16 protein-coding genes and 5 tRNA genes are annotated in these 20,152 nt (G+C 40.7%); 11 read left to right on the top strand and 10 right to left on the bottom strand.

Annotated features, from left to right (window positions below; all coding sequences use genetic code 11):
* Nucleotides 1–19: 19 nt before the first annotated feature.
* From ACWIUJ_RS00695 to ACWIUJ_RS00705, 3 genes are all read left to right on the top strand, one after another.
* Nucleotides 20–116, top strand: a tRNA-Sec gene (locus tag ACWIUJ_RS00695).
* 34 nt (nucleotides 117–150) lie between these two features.
* The gene (fliQ, locus tag ACWIUJ_RS00700; RefSeq protein WP_454152367.1) at nucleotides 151–417 is read left to right on the top strand and encodes a flagellar biosynthesis protein FliQ; all 267 of its coding nucleotides are present in this window, start codon (nucleotides 151–153) and stop codon (nucleotides 415–417) included.
* Entirely contained in the window at nucleotides 417–1,253 is an 837-nt protein-coding gene (locus tag ACWIUJ_RS00705; protein WP_454168303.1) for a UDP-N-acetylmuramate dehydrogenase, read from the top strand. Before fliQ ends, ACWIUJ_RS00705 begins: the two co-directional genes overlap by 1 nt.
* A gap of 14 nt (nucleotides 1,254–1,267) precedes the next feature.
* Here ACWIUJ_RS00705 and ACWIUJ_RS00710 read toward each other — a convergent pair whose 3' ends face one another.
* The 6 genes from ACWIUJ_RS00710 to ACWIUJ_RS00735 all read right to left on the bottom strand — a co-directional run bounded on the left by ACWIUJ_RS00710 (nucleotide 1,268) and on the right by ACWIUJ_RS00735 (nucleotide 3,019).
* Nucleotides 1,268–1,936 carry a uroporphyrinogen-III synthase gene (locus ACWIUJ_RS00710; protein WP_454168305.1) on the bottom strand — a complete coding sequence of 223 codons (669 nt, stop codon included), beginning with the start codon at nucleotides 1,934–1,936 and terminating at the stop codon, nucleotides 1,268–1,270.
* A gap of 62 nt (nucleotides 1,937–1,998) precedes the next feature.
* Nucleotides 1,999–2,523: a DUF308 domain-containing protein gene (locus ACWIUJ_RS00715; RefSeq protein ID WP_454168307.1), complete on the bottom strand. Its 525-nt coding sequence runs from the start codon at nucleotides 2,521–2,523 to the stop codon at nucleotides 1,999–2,001.
* A 52-nt stretch (nucleotides 2,524–2,575) separates the two neighbouring features.
* Nucleotides 2,576–2,663 (bottom strand) — tRNA-Ser (locus tag ACWIUJ_RS00720).
* Between the two features lie 16 nt (nucleotides 2,664–2,679).
* A tRNA-Cys gene (locus tag ACWIUJ_RS00725) sits at nucleotides 2,680–2,754 on the bottom strand.
* A 38-nt stretch (nucleotides 2,755–2,792) separates the two neighbouring features.
* Nucleotides 2,793–2,880, bottom strand: a tRNA-Leu gene (locus ACWIUJ_RS00730).
* A 64-nt stretch (nucleotides 2,881–2,944) separates the two neighbouring features.
* Nucleotides 2,945–3,019, bottom strand: a tRNA-Gly gene (locus tag ACWIUJ_RS00735).
* Nucleotides 3,020–3,225: 206 nt separating this feature from the next.
* Between ACWIUJ_RS00735 and ACWIUJ_RS00740 the strand changes: the two genes are divergently transcribed.
* The 8 genes from ACWIUJ_RS00740 to ACWIUJ_RS00775 all read left to right on the top strand — a co-directional run bounded on the left by ACWIUJ_RS00740 (nucleotide 3,226) and on the right by ACWIUJ_RS00775 (nucleotide 13,564).
* Complete coding sequence (locus tag ACWIUJ_RS00740; protein ID WP_454168309.1) at nucleotides 3,226–4,404, top strand: succinyldiaminopimelate transaminase; 1,179 nt, start codon at nucleotides 3,226–3,228, stop codon at nucleotides 4,402–4,404.
* Nucleotides 4,401–5,714: a UDP-N-acetylmuramate--L-alanine ligase gene (gene murC / locus ACWIUJ_RS00745; RefSeq protein WP_454168311.1), complete on the top strand. Its 1,314-nt coding sequence runs from the start codon at nucleotides 4,401–4,403 to the stop codon at nucleotides 5,712–5,714. The genes ACWIUJ_RS00740 and murC overlap by 4 nt, the downstream gene beginning before the upstream one ends.
* A gap of 75 nt (nucleotides 5,715–5,789) precedes the next feature.
* Complete coding sequence (locus ACWIUJ_RS00750; protein WP_454152373.1) at nucleotides 5,790–6,155, top strand: hypothetical protein; 366 nt, start codon at nucleotides 5,790–5,792, stop codon at nucleotides 6,153–6,155.
* Nucleotides 6,156–6,170: 15 nt separating this feature from the next.
* Nucleotides 6,171–8,537 (top strand): endonuclease MutS2, encoded by a 2,367-nt coding sequence (locus ACWIUJ_RS00755; RefSeq protein WP_454168313.1) that lies wholly within the window; start codon nucleotides 6,171–6,173, stop codon nucleotides 8,535–8,537.
* A gap of 116 nt (nucleotides 8,538–8,653) precedes the next feature.
* Nucleotides 8,654–10,303 carry an L-lactate permease gene (locus ACWIUJ_RS00760; protein ID WP_454152375.1) on the top strand — a complete coding sequence of 550 codons (1,650 nt, stop codon included), beginning with the start codon at nucleotides 8,654–8,656 and terminating at the stop codon, nucleotides 10,301–10,303.
* 104 nt (nucleotides 10,304–10,407) lie between these two features.
* Nucleotides 10,408–11,139: a (Fe-S)-binding protein gene (locus tag ACWIUJ_RS00765; RefSeq protein ID WP_454168315.1), complete on the top strand. Its 732-nt coding sequence runs from the start codon at nucleotides 10,408–10,410 to the stop codon at nucleotides 11,137–11,139.
* Nucleotides 11,140–11,244: 105 nt separating this feature from the next.
* Nucleotides 11,245–12,768 carry a LutB/LldF family L-lactate oxidation iron-sulfur protein gene (locus ACWIUJ_RS00770; RefSeq protein ID WP_454168317.1) on the top strand — a complete coding sequence of 508 codons (1,524 nt, stop codon included), beginning with the start codon at nucleotides 11,245–11,247 and terminating at the stop codon, nucleotides 12,766–12,768.
* Nucleotides 12,761–13,564 (top strand): LutC/YkgG family protein, encoded by an 804-nt coding sequence (locus ACWIUJ_RS00775; protein WP_454168318.1) that lies wholly within the window; start codon nucleotides 12,761–12,763, stop codon nucleotides 13,562–13,564. The genes ACWIUJ_RS00770 and ACWIUJ_RS00775 overlap by 8 nt, the downstream gene beginning before the upstream one ends.
* Nucleotides 13,565–13,567: 3 nt before the next feature.
* Here the strand turns inward: ACWIUJ_RS00775 and ACWIUJ_RS00780 are convergent, their stop codons facing one another.
* The 4 genes from ACWIUJ_RS00780 to ACWIUJ_RS00795 form a co-directional block, all read right to left on the bottom strand.
* Nucleotides 13,568–16,381, bottom strand: coding sequence for a TonB-dependent receptor (locus ACWIUJ_RS00780; RefSeq protein WP_454168319.1), 2,814 nt, complete (start codon nucleotides 16,379–16,381; stop codon nucleotides 13,568–13,570).
* Nucleotides 16,344–16,466: a hypothetical protein gene (locus ACWIUJ_RS00785; RefSeq protein ID WP_454168321.1), complete on the bottom strand. Its 123-nt coding sequence runs from the start codon at nucleotides 16,464–16,466 to the stop codon at nucleotides 16,344–16,346. The genes ACWIUJ_RS00780 and ACWIUJ_RS00785 overlap by 38 nt, the downstream gene beginning before the upstream one ends.
* 12 nt (nucleotides 16,467–16,478) lie before the next feature.
* The gene (locus ACWIUJ_RS00790) at nucleotides 16,479–17,285 is read right to left on the bottom strand and encodes a ChaN family lipoprotein (protein WP_454152381.1); all 807 of its coding nucleotides are present in this window, start codon (nucleotides 17,283–17,285) and stop codon (nucleotides 16,479–16,481) included.
* 68 nt (nucleotides 17,286–17,353) lie between these two features.
* A complete protein-coding gene (locus ACWIUJ_RS00795) occupies nucleotides 17,354–20,074 on the bottom strand; it encodes a TonB-dependent receptor (RefSeq protein WP_454168322.1) in 2,721 nt (906 codons plus the stop codon).
* Nucleotides 20,075–20,152 lie beyond the last annotated feature (78 nt).

Genomic DNA, 20,152 nt, shown 5'->3' on the forward strand with positions numbered 1-20,152 from the left:
ATTGAATGGCTTAGAGATTGGGAGGCAAGTGTGCTGGTGTGCGCCTTAGGCTTCAAACCTAATGAAAGGCTAGGTGTCTAGCTTTTGGGGAGTTCGATTCTCTCGCCTTCTCGCCAAATGAATGCTAAATTTATGGATAAAGGACGATGAATGGAATCACAACTAATGTCTTTGGCAATTCAAACTTATAAACTCACACTTATTCTTTCACTCCCTATGCTTTTAGCTGGGCTTATTGTGGGGCTTTTGGTAAGTATATTTCAGGCGACCACACAAATTAACGAAATGACATTGAGCTTCGTGCCTAAGATTCTCGCAGTTGTGGCGGTTATCATCTTTACAATGCCGTGGATGATTGGTATGGTTACAGATTATGCGACTATGTTACTTAATATGATTAAAGACATTAAGTTTTAATGCGCGAAGTTTGTATTGATTTTTCTACCTATTCAAGCCTTCGCATTGGCGCACCCTTGCAAGTGAGTGTGATAGAGAAGCACACTTTAAGGCAAGACCTTGTTTCACTTGGCTTCATTAGTGATAATACTCACACACAAGCCTCAAATCTCATAGGAAAGGCAAATAACTTGCTTATTTCGCCAAACGCAAAAAACTTAGCATTTTTAAGCAAAGAATTTGCGTCTATTGATTTGTATGAAGATTATTTAGAGATTGGTGCATTCACAAGCGCATCAAAGATATATAACTTTTGCAAACAGCAAAATCTCGGTGGATTAGAGTTTTTATGTGGGTTACCGGGCTCTCTTGGTGGGATTATTAAGATGAATGCGGGATTAAAAGGAACTGATGGAAAAATATATGAAATTGCTAATGTGTTGGAATCTGTGAATATCAATGGAGAATGGGTGGATTGTGAAGACATTGCGTTTGGCTATCGATATAGCGGGATTTGTGGGTGTATCATCTCGGCAAAGGTGAAAAAAAATAAAGGCTTTAATATGGACTTGGTAGGTGGATTTGAGAGTATTCGCGCTAAACACCCCAAAAAGCCAAGTTGTGGAAGTTGCTTTAAGAATCCACAAGGGGATTTTGCAGGCAGACTTTTGGAATCTGTTGGATTAAGGGGATTTTGTATCGGTGGGGTAGGATTGAGCGAGAATCACGCAAATTTCTTAGTCAATCTTGGCGGAGGCACATTCTCTCAAGCAATAGAGCTAATCAATTTGGCAAAAAAGCGTGTATTTGAGGAGTTTGGTATCGCCTTAGAATGCGAAGTGCAGATTGTAGAATAAATGAAATTCTGTTTTTATGGTAGGCTTTGGGCTAAGTCTTTTGCCAATGTGATGCAACCCTCGATACTTTGGATTTGGCTTACAAACCCCATCACATCGCTATCAAACGCACTAAAAGTCGTCATACCAATCGCCACTGCCACATAATTTCCATCCCAACCAAAATTTTGCTTAAAACTTTGATATGCGCTTGGCGCAGTGAAAATTAGCACAGAATTGCTCGCTGGCTTTAGAGAAGAATCGAGATTTTTTGGTTGGTTGCTATATGCTATACACTCTTTTAAGTCAATTTTTGCTTCAATGAGTTTTTCATTAAGATGAGACACAATGCGCTCTGCGCGTAAATAAAGAGGGTGTTTGTCTTGGAGTTTTTCAACTAACTCTTGGGCGAAATTTGCTCCGTGTGCATCACTGCCGATAAATGCAACATTTGCATTGCATTCTTCTAGTCGTTTCGCACTACTACCGCCGATGACATAGCTTGGCATACTAACCCATTTGCTTAATTCTTGGCAATGTTGCGCGCTTTTAGCAAGCGCACTGATAGCATAACGCGAGGTAAAAATAAGGCAATCTCTATCTTGCAAAATATCTTTTGGAATCTCATTTATTGTAATTTCACTCACAACAATGCTTTTTAGCTCACTATGAGGTTTTGTTCCCACTAATACAATTTCTCTCAATTTTTCCTCCTTAATTAAAGAGCCGTTTTGACACTAAATCTTTGTGTATGCAAAAATTGTTCTTATGTTATGTTTGATATTTTCCAAAATACCAGCGTGCCTATGCCAAAGATTATAAGCCCAATCCCTAGCACGAAACTTAACAAAAATGCTAATATTTCAGGTTTGATGATAAATATAATGCCTAAAATTACACAAAATACACCAAAAGCAAGCATATATAAAAATGTATTTGGGCTTATTGCCTTAATCCTCACTGCCAACACCGCCCATACTCCACCTTTAAAAATCACCCAAAATGCGACAATATAAGGGATAAAGTGCTCTCCAATGTATTCATTTCCAAACATTAAAACAATGGCTAATGCAATCGAAACGATACCATCAAAGAGCACGAAATTAGAGCGATTGTAGCTTACAAAAAAATAATATATGCTTCCAATACCAAATGAAAGTATGACTATGGCTGCAAGGTAGCTTATAGCAAGCATTGTCTTAAGTGGGAAACAAATGCACGCTACACCAATGGCAATAATGCCAACACTGCATATAAGCCAAAAAAGTCTCAATATTTTTATATCTCTCAAAAATAATTCCTTAAGTAATAGAGTTTATTGATTTTATGTTGTATTTAGGGAGTGGCCGGGAGAGAGGGATTCGAACCCCCGGAGGTGTTACCCTCAACGGTTTTCAAGACCGCCGCTTTCGACCACTCAGCCATCTCCCGAATGTGTGCGTAAATATGGAGGCGACACCCGGATTTGAACCGGGGAATCAAGGCTTTGCAGGCCCTTGCCTTACCACTTGGCTATGTCGCCATAATGTTTAACACAACAGATTCTATTGCCCATCCCAGTGGTGCCCGAGACCGGACTTGAACCGGTACAGACGCAATGTCCGAGGGATTTTAAGTCCCTTGTGTCTACCAATTTCACCACCCGGGCGGCTTGTTTAAGAAAATTAGCAAAACTTAATAGAATCTATAAATGCGAAAGAAATACCGCATTATGGAGCGGGAAACGGGGATCGAACCCGCGGCCCCGACCTTGGCAAGGTCGTGCTCTACCACTGAGCTATTCCCGCGTGAATATAAAAGGCAAAATTGTAGCAATGTTTTAGTTAAAAATCAATATTTGTTTTGCAAAACGCCTAAAAATATCGATACACACGAGAATCTTATAGGGATTTAACGCATTGTGTTTTGGATAATTTGAATGTTTATGCTATTATAAAAGTGTTTATTTTATTTTGAGTGCGCCGATTTAGCCCTATCAATTCAAGGAAATTCGATGTTAAATAGTTTTGAACAATACCCATTTGAAAAGCTCTCCACTCTTTTAAATTCTATTACTCCCTCACAAGAAAAGAGCCCTATCACCCTTACCATAGGCGAGCCACAATTTGATACGCCTAAAAATATCCTTGATGAGCTTACTTGCAATGTCGCATTACTCAATAAATATCCCAAATCTGGGGGGGAGGATTTTTTAAAAGATTCTCAACTTTTTTTTATCGCTAATCGCTATAACCTCACACTCGATAAAACACAAATAATCCCTACTTTTGGCACAAGAGAAGTGCTTTTTAATTTTCCGCAGTTTTATCTTTATGGTGTGTCAAATCCAACAATCGCTTATCCAAATCCATTTTACCAAATTTATGAGGGCGCAGCCATTGCCTCAAGGGCAAGGACCGTGTTAATGGAATTAAATAGTGTTAATGGGTTTAAGCCAACACTTACTAAAGAGCAGTTAAAAGAGGTGGATTTGGTGATTTTAAATTCACCAAACAATCCAACAGGAGCTATTTTAAGCCTACAAGAATTGCAAGATTGGGTGCAAAAAGCCATAGAGTATAACTTTGTGATTATCAGTGATGAGTGTTATAGTGAGATTTATGTAGATTGCAAACCCGCAAGTATTTTAGAGGCAAGTTATCAATGTGGTAACAAAAATTTTAAAAATATTTTAGCCATTAACTCAATCTCAAAGCGTTCCAGCGCACCCGGACTTAGAAGTGGATTTATTGCTGGGGATAGTGAAATTTTGCAAGGTTATGGGCTGTATCGCACTTATGTGGGTTGTGCTATTCCATTGCCATTGCAAAAGGCAAGCGCGTTAGCTTGGAGAGATTTTAACAATCCTGCGCATAGTCGGACAATTTATGCAAAGAATTTAGGGATTGCCAAAGCGATGTTTCCCCATATCGATGTGAGCCCTTATACCTTTTATGTGTGGCTTCGTGTGAGCGAGGATTCTCAAATTTTGGGTGATGATGTGTCGTTTGCGCAATTTGTCTATCAAACACAAAACCTCAAAGTATTGCCGGGAAGTTTTTTAGGTAGGCAAGGTGCTGGAGCTGGATTTGTGCGTTTGGCTTTGGTGTATGAAAGTGCAGTTATCAAAGAGGCGTTAGAGCGCGTGAAAATTGCCTTAGAGGAGTTTAATACAATGGAGAATCATAAATGAAGATTCACTTTATCGGTATTGGTGGGATTGGGATTTCTGGATTGGCTCGCTTTTGTCTTGCGCAAGGCATAGAAGTAAGTGGCTCAGATATTGCAGAAGGAAGCGCAATAAAGGGATTAAAGGCACTTGGAGTATCCATTACAATCCCCCATAACAAGGAGTGCATAACCAATCAAGACGTTGTCATTCATTCAGCCATTATCAAGTCTGATAATATCGAAATCTTGCGTGCTAAGGAGCTTGGCATTAAAGTGCTCTCTCGCGCTCAAGCCTTAGAGTTTATCTTAAAAGACAAAAAGGTCTTTAGCGTGTGTGGAGCGCACGGTAAAAGCACTACAAGTGCTATGCTTGCGAGTATTTTTGCGCAAAGTGGGGCGATTATTGGCGCAGATTCTAAAGAGTTTGGCTCAAATGTGCGCGCAGTGGCAAGTGAGAATCTCATCTTTGAAGCTGATGAATCTGATAGAAGTTTTTTAAACTCAAATCCTTATTATGCAATCATTCCAAATGCTGAACCCGAACATATGGAAACTTATCACTATAATTTAGATGAATTTTATGGTGCATATAATGATTTTTTGCAAATGGCAAAGGTGTGTGTCATTAACGCTGAAGATTCGTTTCTCTCTAAGTGTTGTCTCCCTTGCGTGAAACTTTATCCAAGCAAGGATATTAGCCACATTGAATATTTTTTACAAAACAACCAACCATACACACGCTTTAATCTTAAAGACTTAGGCACTTTTGAAGTGTATGGATTTGGGAATCATATCGCGCTTAATGCTTCATTGGCAATTTTGTGTGCGCTACAAGAGGGTAAAAGTGTGCAAGAAATTGCTATGAATCTTAAAAACTTTAAGGGCATTAAAAAACGATTTGATATTATTGCGCGTGAGGATAATATCATTATTGATGATTATGCCCATCACCCCACAGAAATCCTTGCGACTTTGCAAAGTGTGCAAATTTATGCCAAATTGTTATCAAGCACTCCCAAAGAAATTATCGCTATTTGGCAACCACACAAATATTCGCGACTTTTAAGCAATTTAGAGAGTTTTAAGGAATGTTTTACGCATTGTGATAGACTTGTTATTTTGCCTGTTTGGCGTGCTGGAGAGAGTGAAATACAAATCGATATGTCAAAAGAATTTGCTCGGTATAATCCCACTTTTGCTTCGCACATTAAGCGCGTGAATGATAACATTGTGCTTTATAACGATTCTAAGCAACTCCAAACGCTAAGCAATGCCATTATCGTAGGTCTTGGTGCTGGGGACATTACTTATCAGTTGCGTGGAGAAAAGTAATTGTATTTGTGCTATTGGATAAAACTTGCTAAAATGCGCGGTTTATTTCTATAATCTATTTTTGTGAGGCACGAAATGTATCCTTTATTTGTTGTATTTATTCTTTTGCTTATCGCTTTAGTAGTGGTTTTGACCAAAGATTCTAAAAAAATTAGCACAAGAAATAAAATTTCTTTAGGCATAAGTTTTGTCGCACTTATCGTCATTACCGCTATTTACACTATGTTGCAAGATGAAGATTCTAAGAAGTTTTATGAAATTTTAGATGCTTTTGAGCGTGGAGAGAGCATTTCTTGTGAAGTTTTGGGCGAAGAGATGCGCATCACAAAAGAGGGATTTAGCATAAATGATGGTGGTATAAAGTATTTTGAAGGCAAAAAAGGCACTCCAAATGAGGGCGTGCGGTTTGCCTTTAGTGAGAAAATTTGCAAAAAAAATTAAGATTTTAATGAAGCAATGCACGACACAAATGCCAATCCAACCACAATAAACAAAGATTTCACACAAGATAAAGAGAATCTTTTAAGCACAAAGGATTCTCCACTTGATTACCTAAAACCAAATGAGAATCTTCCAAAGGATAAAGCGCAAGAATCCCTATACGCACTGATAGATAAACTTGATTTGAGAGAGTTTGTTGGATTTTTTGAGAGTTCTTTTGCACGGGAAAAGAGCTTTGCATTTAGCGGTGATAGAGAGACTTACGCACTTTTTTTGCAAGAATTAGAATCTTTGCATTTAACCCCACCACCACCATTAAAACCACTTGAGTTAAGCCTAGCACATATTCAAAAGTTTGGCATATTGCGCTTAGAAGAGATTTTTGAGTTTGTGAGATTGGTGAATTATTTTGCTTACCTTAAAAAGGCGATAAATTCCCAAAGCACAAAACTTTTTGCGTGGTTAGATTCCATAAGCATTCCTCAAGGCGTGAGTGAGATTTGTGCTATTTTTACCGATAAGGGCGAGATAAAAGAGGGAATCTACCCGCATATTGATAGTCTTAAAGATTCCATAAAGCGCGTTGGCAAAAATATTTCAAACGAATTTTCTACCATTATGACAAGTCCCGCACTCAAAGGGTATTTGGTAGATAATTCATTGCATTTTGTCAATCAAAGTGAATGTTTGCTGGTGAAATCTGGGTTTAATCGTGCGTTAGAGGGCATTATCGTTTCGCGCAGTGGGAGCGGATTTTTCTACATTCTCCCTAAGGCTATTGCGGAATTAAAGACCAAGCAAAGCGCGCTTAGCGATAAACTACAAGGCGAGATATATGAAGTGTGCAAAGAAATTAGCGCGAGATTGCAAAAATATTATTTTTTCCTACGCTTTATTAACAAAGAATTTGATGTCTTTGACCACCTTTATACACGCATAAGTGTCGCCAAAGAGCGTAATTTAGAATTTGTGTATAAGCTCAGCAAACAATGCGTTTTAAGCGAATTTTGCCACCCCATTTTACAAAATCCCGTGCCACTAAGTTTATCATTAGAGCGGAAATTTACCATTATCACGGGCGTGAATGAGGGTGGTAAAACAATGCTTTTAAAGTCTGTTCTTAGTGCAAGTTTGCTAAGCAAATATCTTTTGCCACTTAAAATTAACCCACATCAATCCAAGATTCCCGTATTTAAGCAATATTTTAGCATTATCTCTGACCCACAAAATTCCAAAAACAACATTTCCACTTTCGCGGGGCGAATGCTCGAGTTTTCTCAAATATTAGATAAGGATAATTTTTTACTTGGCATTGATGAGATAGAGTTAGGCACAGATTCCGATGAGGCGGCGAGTTTGTATAAGGTGCTTTTGCAATCTCTTGCGAAGAAAAATTGCAAAGTAGTCTTAACCACACATCACAAACGCTTAGCAGCTCTTATGGCACACAGAGATGATGTGATGCTTATCGCCGCGCTGTATGATGAGATGCGCTCACGCCCAAATTACGAATTTTTACAAGGGTGCATAGGCAAAAGCTACGCGTATGAAACCGCCATAAGACACGGAATCCCACACGCCATAATCGCCCAAGCAAGAGAATTTGATGGCGAGCAAAAGCAAGGATTAAGCCAGCTTATCACACGCTCAAGCGAGTTGGAGTTAGAGTTGAAGCAAAAAATCGCTCAAACACAATTAGAGTTGAATGAACTACAAAAGACTAGAGATGCACTCCAAGAGCAATTTAATAAAGACAAACAAAGTCTAGAAGCAAGTAAAAACGCTCTACAAAATACTTATAAGCTCGCACTAGATGAGCTTAAAGCAGTAATGAAAGAAAACGACAATAAAAATATCCACCGCGCCATTAACAAAGCAAATACAATCCTGCGTAATGAATCTCTACAATCCACACAGCATACACAACAACTTTCTATATCCACAATACACTCGCATACTTTCAAAAAGGGCGATTATGTCAAATACCAAAAAAACACCGCCAAAGTCATAGAAACAAAGAGTTCCACCTCTCTTGTGGAGTTTGACAATGGATTAAAGGCGTGGATTAACAACAAAGAGCTTGCTTTAGGCAAAAATGTAAAAAGCAATGGAGTAAAAATCAAAACGACTGCACCAAAAAATGCTCGTGTTCACCTTGATTTGCACGGCAAACGCGTGGAAGAAGCGATAGAAGAACTTGATAATTTTCTCTCAAACGCCCTAATGGCTGGATTTAGTGAAGTGCTCGTATCTCACGGCATCGGCACAGGGCGACTAAGTGTAGCGGTAAGCGAATTTTTATCATCTCACCCCAAAGTGCTTGAATTTGGCGATGCTCCACCACAAATGGGTGGTTTTGGAGCAAAAGTTGTGAAATTATAACTTTGATAGTGCGATAATTTTACAATTTCTCATTTTTAAGACAATATTTAAGAAAAATTTTATATATATTTTTTTACAATTAAGAGACTTTAATATTTTGTTATCAAGGAGATTTTATGCAGTGGATACAAAACTACGACCCTCTCAACAACCTCTGGCTTAGCGCGCTATTTGCATTTGTGCCAATCGCGTGCTTTTTGCTCTGCTTACTCGCCTTCAAGATGAAAGGTTATATCGCAGGATTTATCACTGTTATCGTGGCGACTTTGGTGGCATTTTTTACTTATGATATGCCTTTTTCACTCATTGGAGCGAGTTTCTTGCAAGGCTTTGCAAACGGAATGTGGCCCATAGCGTGGATTATCATCGCAGCGATTTTCCTTTACAAACTTTCCATTAAAAGCGGTAGTTTTGAGATTATCAAAGAAAGTGTGATGAGCATCACGCCAGACCACAGAATCCAAGTGATTTTGATTGGTTTTTGCTTTGGCTCATTTTTGGAGGGGGCAATCGGCTTTGGCGGACCTGTGGCGATTACAGCGGCATTGCTTGTGGGCTTAGGACTTCGCCCACTCTATGCAGCTGGACTTTGTTTGATTGCTAATACTGCTCCTGTGGCGTTTGGTGCGGTTGGGATTCCCATTACTGCGATGGCAAAGCTAGTAGGTGTGGAGCAGTATGAAATTGCAGCTATGATAGGGCGAATGCTTGTGCCATTGAGTTTAAGCGTGCCGTTTTTTATTGTCTTTTTAATGGACGGAGTAAAAGGTATAAAAGAGACTTTTCCAGCGATTTTGGTGGCAGCACTAAGCTTCACTGCTACGCAGTTTTATAGCTCTAATTACTTAGGTGCAGAATTGCCAGATATTGCTTCAGCGGTTGTTTCGCTTGCTTGCACCACAATCTTTTTGAAATTTTGGAAAGTTACACATATTTTCCGCCTTGATGATTTAAAAGATTTTTCTCAACATAAGCAGATGAGTTTTGGCATAGTGTTTAAGGCGTGGTTGCCTTTTATTTTGCTTATCATTTGTATTGTTGTGTGGTCTCAACCTTGGTTTAAAGCACTTTTTGCCAAAGGTGCGGTGTTAGATTATAGTCAAATTCAACTTGTCTTTGCAAATTTAGAAAATAGCATTGTTGATAGTGCTGGAAATGATGTGAGCATAAAGCACAGCATTAGCTTTATTGGATTGCAGGCTGGCACAGCGATTTTGGTGGCTGCATTACTGAGCATATTTTTCTTACGCATACAATCAAATGTTGTGGAGGAGGCACTCGGAGACACATTAAAAGAAATGGCGATTCCTTGTATTACTATTGGACTTGTTGTCGCTTTTGCCTTTATTGCGAAAAATTCAGGTATGAGTGGCACACTTGGCACAGCATTTGCGGCTACGGGCGATGCGTTTGCATTCTTTAGTCCTGTGATTGGGTGGATTGGTGTATTTATCACAGGTTCAGACACAAGTGCAAACTTACTCTTTGGCCCATTGCAACAAGTAACCGCACATACACTTGGTGTAAAAGAAGCACTATTCCTAGCGGCAAACGCTGTGGGTGGGGTTGTCGGTAAAATGATAAGCCCACAAAGTATTGCTATCGCGTGTGCGGCAGTGGGGCTAGTCGGCAAAGAGGCGGATTTGTTTAGATTTACATTTAAATATTCGCTAGGATTTATTCTCCTTATTGGCATTTGGACTTTGATTATTTCGCTTTTCTTAGGTGGTATTATCCCTGATGTCGTGCCTGTTGAAACGCCATAGAGTTTGCCTAATACAAGAATCTCACTTGTATTTTGGCTTATGCCTTATAGCCAGCCACAACAAATGGCTATAAGGATTGAGAGACACAAATAAAAGGAAGAAAAATGAGTAATCGTGTGTATTTTTTTGCGACTTGTATCGGCACGGCGGCATATAGCGATACTTGTGTCAATGCCATAAAACTACTCCAAAACGCAGGTGCGCAAGTGGTGTTTAAAAAAGACCAGACTTGTTGTGGACAGCCTAGCTTTAATTCGGGCTATTATGATGAGACGCGCAAAATCGCTTTGCACAATATGGAGCTTTTCGCTGAAGAGATTCCCATCATCGTGCCTAGTGGCTCTTGCGCGGGAATGATGAGGGTGGATTATTTGGAGTTATTTGAGGGGAGCGAGCATTATGAGCGGGCAAAAGGCTTTTGCGCGAGAATCTATGAGCTAAGCGAATACTTGCTAGCAAGGGGCGTAACTTACGAGGATAAGGGCGAGCGCACAAATATCACTTGGCATAGCAACTGCCACGCGCTCCGCACCGCAAAGTGCATAGAATCTGCAAAAAAAATCCTAAAAGGGCTAAAAAATGTCAATCTCATCGAGCTAGAGCGCGAGGAGGAGTGTTGTGGGTTTGGCGGGACTTTTAGCGTAAAAGAGCCAGAGGTTAGCAACGCAATGGTTACGCGCAAAGTCCAAGACATACAATCGCGGGGCGTGGAGTATATGATTTCAGGTGATGCGGGCTGTTTGCTTAATATCGCAGGGGCTATGGCAAAGCAGGGCGTGAGTGTGAAGCCTATGCATCTGTATGATTTTTTGGCACAGCGAATCGGCATAGCCTAAGCGTAAAATATCACGCAAAACGCGCGAAATAAAGTCGAGATTCTAGAATTTAAACGCTTAATCAAGCAAACAACAAACGCCACAAACACAACAAAGGGAGGCACAATGAGTAGCACAAACCACAATCTAAGCACACCACAGCTAAAAGCAAAATACCACAGCGCAGTGGCAAAAGGGCTAAGCAACAAGCAACTGCAAGAAAATTTGCTCCGCGCGATGGATACGCTAAGGGGCAATCGCAAAAAACTCGTTACTACGAGGTTTATTGATTGGGAAGGCTTGCGACAAAAGGGCAAGGAACTCAAGCAAAAAAATCTAAAAAACTTAGAAAAAAATCTCTTAACATTTGAGGCAAACGCCACCAAAAATGGTATGAAAGTGCATTGGGCGCGGGACGCACAGGAAGCAAATGAGATTATTTATGGCATTATGAAGCAAAAAGGCGCGGTAAAAATCCTCAAAGGCAAATCTATGGCGAGTGAGGAAATCGGGCTTAATCACTTCTTAGAATCCAAAGGCATAGAGGCGTTTGAAACGGATTTGGGTGAAGTGATTATCCAGCTCATCGGCGAATCGCCCGTGCATATTGTCGTCCCAGCCATTCATAAAAACCGCTATGAAGTGGGGCAGATTTTCCACGAGAAATTAGGCGCACCGCTAGAAAATGAGATTCCAAAGCTAAACGCCATTGCGCGAAACTTTATGCGCAAAGAGTTTCAAACCTTTAGTATGGGAATGAGCGGGGTAAATTTCGCTATCGCAAATGAGGGCGCGATATGGCTTATCGAAAATGAGGGCAACGGGCGTATGAGCACCACCGCGCCAGATGTGCATATCGCAATTTGTGGAATCGAAAAGGTGGTGGAGAGCTTTGAAGATGCGGCGATTTTGGATTCTATGCTTGCTCCTAGTGCGGTGGGGAGCGTCATCACTTGCTACAATAATATCATCACTTCCCCGCGCAAAGATGGCGAAAAAGACGGACCAAAAGAAGTGCATATCATTTTGCTTGATAATAATCGCTCAAATATGCTAAAAGATAGCCACTACTACCGCTCGATGAGCTGTATCCGCTGTGGGAGCTGTCTAAACCACTGCCCCGTGTATGATAAAATCGGCGGACACGCCTATCTAAGCACTTATCCCGGACCCATTGGCGAGGTGATTAGCCCGCAGATTTTTGGACTAAATTCTTGCTCGCCGATGCTTGATTTATGCTCGCTGTGTGGGCGATGTAGCGAAGTGTGTCCTGTGGAGATTCCCTTAGCTGAACTCATACGAGATTTGCGAAGTGAGCGCGTGGGACAGGGGCGCAAGGTAGTCAAGGCAAATGGGGAGTATGGTGCATTTGGAAAGGGTAATTCTAATGCGCGTGTAGGCGGTGCAAAAAGCGCGCTACACACGCAAAATCCAACCGAACAAAGCGCGATGAGAGGCTTTGCAAATCTCGCCACAAGCCCAGCAAAATGGCGATTTGTGATGGGCTTAACAGGGCTAGCCCCGCTTGGCAAGCCTTTTGCTAGCTTTGTGCCATTGCTGAATAAATGGGTAAAATATCGGGCGTTTCCAAAGGTAAGCAGCGGGCTTCATAACAAGGTGCAAAAAATGCAAGGAGTGATATATGAGTAATGCAAGTTTGAATGGGCAAGGCGGGCAAAATGGCACAAATGGCGGGGCGCAAAATCTAAACGCACAAGCCTTGAATGCAAAGGAGGAGATTTTAGCTCGGGTTAGCGAGGCGATTGCGAGCAATACGCATATCCCCCATATCGCGCAAGGTGAGCCAAAATTCCCCCAGCCATTGCACTTAAGTGGAAGCACAAAAGAGGCACTGCTTAGTGATTTTAAGGAAAATCATACGAATAATAAATCGCTTATTGTCGAATCTAGCAAGGCTGATTTGCCCACCGCAATCGCAACAATCATCGCAGAAAATGACGGCGAAATAAGCGCAAATGACGCGAGTATCAAAGAGATTTTGTGTAATTGTGATTTAGACTGCGAGACAAATGCGCTAGGTGGTGCGCTAAAGAGCGCAGGATTAGAATCTTACGCGCTTTTGCCCTACGCGCAAAGTGTGGATAGTATGCGTGATAGGCTTTTTGGCATTAGCGTGAGTGTGGTGCAGGCTCGCTGTGGCATAGCAGATTTGGGTGTCATCGCGCTTAGCTCAAATGAACTCGCCCCGCGCCTAAGCTCGCTGATTACCAATATTTGCATTTACTTGCTCCCAAAAGAATCTATCGTGCCAAATATGCTTAGTGGTGTGGAGTTTGTCAAAGGATACGAGCGCAAACGAAGTGGCACAGAGATTTTGCCTAGCAATATTATCTTTGTGGCGGGACCATCGCGCACCGCAGACATAGAGCTACAAACCGTCTTTGGCGTGCACGGACCACGAAAGACTTATACGATTTTGTATTAGGGGTTAGAATTTATACCCCACCTGCACCCAAAATTGCCGTCCTACTTCATATACTGCATAAGTGTAGCTAGAGCCTGCTATATCATAGTCCGTGTTGCCACTTGAGTTGCTTATTGTGGTTTCATTGCGCGCATTTAGGACATTATAAATATCCACATTCATATACAGCGTCTGTCCCCGCACTATATCTAGCTCAAACCCAGCCCGCATATCCCAGCTAAACGCTCCATTAAAGTGCTTTTTGATATACACACCCTCTATGTTTGGATAGAGTGCTTGCCATTGCTTAAAGATAGCATTATTTGTGCTTGTAGTGAGCGTTACCATTCGGCTATATGCGGAGCGATAGCGAAAGAAGTTATTAAGTAACCATTTGGTGCGCCCTATATTAAAGCTATGCGTGGTGTTGAAGCGTAAAGTCCAAGGGCGCACAAAGTTATCCACAGGTCTATCACGGTATCTAATCAGTGCATTATCATAGATGATTTGAGAATCTGCAATGTATTCATCATCGCTACTATTAGCAAAGACATTATAAGTGCGCTTGCTTTGAGTATAATCAAACGCAAATACATAATGGTGCTTTACCCCAAAAGTATCAAACACATTATTGTTTTGCACCATTAGTGAAATGATATGGCTTTGGCTTTTGCCCTCATTGCTCCATACATTGTAGCTCGTGGAGTAGCCCTCTTGTGTGGGGAGGTTTAGAACACTTCTACTTACGCGCATTATCTCATCTTTTCCATCGCGAAAAATGTATTTCACACTTGCGCTAAATATTCCTAGATTCTGATTTATGCCACCCATTAGCTCATCGCTGTATGGAATCTTTAGTTGGCTAAACTTCACGCTTGAAGTCCAAGCGGGATTTATCGCGGTATTTAGCTCTATCTCTTGCCAATCACAGCTCGCGCAATCGCGTTTATACGAATGTCTTTTAGCAGAAAAATCTAAGAATCTATACGAAAAGAGATTGCGCCCATAGTAGCGATTTGCGCCTAAAGTGATTTGGGTTTGCCATTCTTTTTGCGCAGGTGTGATATAGTTTATTGAGAATCTCGGTGCAAAAGAGTGTTTGCTCATATAGCTATCGCCATCAAATCGCAAGCCAAATCTTGTGCTAAGCTCACCTCCCAAGCCCAAATCTAATTTTATGTCATCTTCGATAAACGCCCCATAAGCGACATTATCTAGCATAATTTTGTTTGCGCCATAATATTGCGTGATGACATTAAAGTATTGTGCCACTGCGCTATCATAGCCATTTGCCCAAGAGTTTGCGCCTGTGTGTTGATTTCTTACTTGTTCGTTTTTGGAAGCCTCTGCATATCCTTGATAAGTTTGGTTGTTTGAGCGAATGGCGGTATTTGGGTTAAAATGAGGTTTGCCATTTATGCAGGCTATAAGTCCTAGATTATCAGGCGTGGTGGGACAGGGAGTGCTTGAGGGGACGGGGATATTATTATCGTTTGCAAATTGCACATAGGGAGATAATCGCTCTCTTGTGGCACTTTGATAAGTGAGTTCTGCGCCTATGCGAAAGGTATGTTCAGTGCGCCAAACAGGGATAGGATTAAACAAAAAATCACTTTTTAGCGTTGGATTATGTGAAATTTGCGCCATATTTCCATAATTTGCCGCTGTGTAGATAGCAGCAGTATTGGTATTGCTTCTTAGCCAATTTACTTCATCGCTTACAAACCAACTCGCATAATAAGTATATCGAGAATCTGCGCTTCGATTGTTGTCTAAATATGAATAGCCAAGCGTAGTAGTGGATAATCCAATCGGCGTTTGATACAATGCTTTTACCCCAGCTTGCCACCCGCCACTTTGTGCGACATAATCGGCATTATACGCCCCACCACTCCAAAAATAGCTATTATATTGAGGCATATATCCTAGATTTGCTTCAATGGTTAGATTTTCATTTGGGTTGTAATACGCTTTTAGATAATAATTGTATGATTGGCGTTTTTGGTCTTTTTGCTTGCCAGCATTTATTCCACTTGCGCTTGCCAGCGGATTTGACATAAAAATAGGGATAAAGCTCTGCGTGGTGGTAAAGCTAGAGATAAGTCCTAGATTTTTGGTTGCGTAGCCTTCTAGTGAAGCACGCACGAGGTGTTTGGTAAAATATGGGTGATAATACTCGCTTGTAGAATTTAAAAAGTTCGATTCTGTTTGTGGGTCGATATGATAGCGTGTGAGGGAAAATCCTTTTGCATTGCCTTGCGTGAATTGATAAGAAATATTTGCGTGCCAACCATTGATACCACCATTATCTTTGCGTGGCTTGCGCACATTTGCCTCCACTACGCCACCTGTAAATCCTCCATAACTTGCAGAAATATTTGAATCTTGCACGGTGATTGATTCTAAAAGTGAGGTGTCAATACTAAAGGCTTGGGAGCGTGGATTTTTTGTGCCTGTGCCATTTACACCATTATCACTAGAGAGATTTGAAGTTAAGTCATTATTCATATTAAAGCCATCGATTTGGAAGTTGTTTTGATAAAACAACCCTCCGCTTATGGATATGTTGGCAGGGTCAATCTCCCCCGGTGTAGTCGAGCGATTTTGCGCGTTATCAAACTGCACATTAGGGAGGATTCTAAGAATCGAGCCAATGTCTCCATTCCCACTTGGATTAGAATCTAATATTTCTCGCCCAATTTGATTACCACTTTGATAGGCTTCAAATTCTCTCTCCGCCGTAGCAGTTACTTTACCAAGTTGGACTTTTTGTAAATCTTTTTTATTTTCTCCTTGATTGTTATCTTGTGTATCGGGGGGGGGGGGGGGTAATTGCACTCTTTGATGATTGCTCTAATTCATCAGCAAGTGCAATGTGAGCAAATGCCACACAAATTACACTTATAAAATTGAGAATTTTCATACTCCACTCCGCTTAAAAATAAATACTAAAGTCTGCATCGCTTAGACCAAAATTATCCCCACCATCAAGGATAACTACCGCCACCTTTTTAGTAGAATCTAAGTCTTTAATATGCAGTGGCACACCGATAGATTTCGATGCGTGATAAGCACCCATAATCGCTACGGGATTTGGATTTTCGAGCATTTTTTGAGCGAGATTCCTATCGATATGTTGCTGGATATTGACAAAAATGCTATCCCATTTTTTAGCGTGAAAGCCACCAATAATTTGCTTTAGCGTATTTTGCACGGCTGGATTGGTAGAGTTTTTGCCTTTGAGTGTTGGCATTTTCTCGGCGATAAGTGATTTTTCTTCATAAGTGAGATTCCCACCGATAAGAGAATCTCCCGCATAAAACAACGCTTCGAGCAATCTTTCGTATCCACTGCCAGCATATTCCCAATCATCAATCCAAAATAACGCTTGAGCCAACTCATTTTTTGCAATGGAATCTTTTTTTGCAATCGCACCATTTATTTGCTTTTGCTTAGAGCTTGGGAGCATTTCATAGACTATGGAGAGCTTTTTATGTGCTTTTAACGCGTGGATAATGTCAAATTCAGCGAGTTTGTGGGAATCTAAGTTATGATACTCGCCAATGATGATAATGTCATAATTAAGCAGATTCTCTATGAAGTTCTCAAATGCCAAACTTTTGCCTTGCTTATTATCAATGATTTGTTTATATTTCACACTTGTTGTGCTTACATTCGCGCTCATAACGCCACTCATAAGCACACAAAGTGCTAACCCCTTTAAATACTTTAAAACTTTCATTGTTTCTCCTTTATATTAAGATTACACGCACTTAAAAGGTGCGGACTGTATTTAGGCTAAGTTTTGCATTAAAACTTATACCCCACCTGTAGCCAGAGTTGCCTACCCACTTCGTAAGTAGGCACGGCGGTGGCACTAGGATTTGAGCGAAAGCTCGAGTAATCCACCACCGCGATATTGCGTCTATCTAAGACATTGTTTATATCCACATTGACAATCACATTGTGTATTTTGTATGCGGGTATATCAAGGCTTAGCCGTAAATCCCAAGTAAGGCTATAAGGCACTTTAAACACACGGAAAGTATCCACTTTCACGCCATTGTAGCTATCTTTGTAATCATCACTTACCGCAACCATAGCATCATAGCTAGAGCGCATTCGCAAGAAATTTGTGAGAATCCACTTCACGCGGGCAATATTAAATTGGTGTGTGGTAGTAAGACGCACGCTATAAGGGCGATAGAAATTTTCTGCTGGTCTATCGATATAGCGCATAAATTGTCCATTGTAAGAAATAATGGAATTAGTAAGTTGAGAATTGCTAAAACTTGTTGAGTAGCTATTAAAATTGCGCCTTGAATGCGTCCAATCAAATGCTAGTAACGCGTAATGCTGGCTATTGACAATTTGCATTGGATTTTGGTTGCTAAGGGTGAGTGAGATAATATCTGCATCAGATTTCCCATCATTACCATAAGTATTAAGCACGCAATTACCACGGTCATTGTATTGCTTGCATTTTATCATTACTTGGTCCCGCCCGAAGCGATGAATGTATTTAATATTGAGTTGGACATCTTTAAAATTTTGCACCACTCCAGCGACTAGCTCATCATCATAAGGCACTTTTAATCCTAAATAATCACTCTCTATTCCGCCATTATCGACTTTATATGGAGATTGTTCATAGGGGGTAGATTCTGGGACTACCACATTTGGATCCCAATTCAAGTAATCAAACTTCCAATATTGTTTATCAAGGGCTTGTTGTCCGTGTAGCAAACGAAAGGCAAAAATATTGCGCCCATAGTAGCGATTTGCTCCTAAAGTGATTTGGGTTTGCCACTCTTTGCTCACAGGCGTTATGTAATTAAGCGAGAATCTTGGCGCGATAGGAGCTCGCCTCATATAAAGCTCATAATCTAATCTCGCTCCAGCCCTTGCATTAAGCTCTCCCGCACCGCCTAAATCTAAATGTACATCATCTTCTACAAATACACTGCTAGTAAAGTTATGGAGAGCAATTTTTCCAGCGTGCAGATAATTGAGTGCGGCAAAATAATATCCATTAGTAAGTGGGGTAACAAAGTCAATCCCTGTCGCTGTGCTATCATAAGGCGCAACGGTAGTGCACCACGCAGAATCTGTGCAAGTCTTTGTGGTATTTGGAATGTAGTATCCATACATTGCAATGCGTGTGTCTTGGTGTCGTTTAAAATACACATAGCCATAGCCCATCTCTAAGCCAGCACTCATTTTATGCTCTGTGGCTAAAAGTTTGAGCGGATGAAAATCTATGATAAATTTATTGTCAAAACTAAGCTGTTTGTTATCAATGTTGCCATAGCCTCCCTCTTCGGCATCGCTTCCATTATAAGTCCAATATTTTTCACTTGAATACAACCAAAATCGATAATCGCTGCTAGAGTTTGTGCGTGAATTTTCCATATAGCTTACATTGCTCTGCGCACTTAGCGTGCCAAGCACACTCTCTAGTGTGGCTTTGAATCCAAGATTATGCCCGCCTTGCTGGTAGAAAAAATCTGAATTTTTGGCATTAATCACAAAATATTTATTAAATTCTGGAGCATACGCATAGCTTGCTTCGAGTTGCACTCCATCAATGTCATAATTGCCTTTAATAAAAAGATTATAACTCTCGCGCGATTGTGTTTTATTTACATCATCGACCATATTGCCACCCTCTAGCTGATACCCACGCAAGTAAATATAACTTTGTATAGCGTTTATACTTGCTATAACGCTTGCCTTCTCATTGAGCTTAGATTCTGCGCTAGCACGGACAATATGCTTAATAAAGTTTGGTTGATTGCTTGAGTAAGTAGAATTGATAAATGCGTCTCTATCGCCATAAATATGATATTTTGTCAATGAAATCGCATTTTCCCTTGCATTCCCCTGTGTGATTTGATAACTCACACTTCCGCCAAACTCTTTGTTTGCTTTTCTTGTATTTGCCTGTATAATCCCGCCATTAAACTTACCATACTGCGCGGAAATATTAGAATCTTGCACCACGATAGAATCAAGCAAACTCGTATCAATGGCTAAGCCTTGCGAGCGACCGGGCGCACCATTTTGGCTAAGCTCTGGTGTGTTGTTGCTCCCACCACCGCCCACTACACCATCTGGGTTTATGTCATTATTCATAGTAAAACCATCAAGTTGGAAGTTGTTTTGATAGAAAAGCCCTCCGCTAATGCTGACATTCGCAGGGCTGATTTCGCCCGGTGTAGTGCTTTTTAGTTGTGCATTATCAAACTGCACATTTGGGAGGATTTTTAGAATGCTTGTTATATCGCCATTGCCATTTGGGTTAGATTCCAGCATACTGCGCCCAATTTGCGCTCCACTTTGGTAGGTTTCAAACTCACTTATCGCCGTAGCAGTTACTTTGCCTAATTGGACTTTTTGCAAATCTTTTTTCTCTACTTGGCTTTTATCTTGTGTTTCGGAGGTAATTGCGCTCTTCGATGATTGCTCTAACTCATCGCTAAGCGCAAGACCACATATCGCAAATGCAACACACAAGATTCTAGCGTTCATTATTAATTCCTACAAAGTGTAAAATCAAAGGCAAGAATCTAACACATAAAATCTTAAATATAGCTTAAATAATGAGAA

The sequence above is a fragment of the Helicobacter sp. 23-1046 genome, from assembly GCF_053654635.1.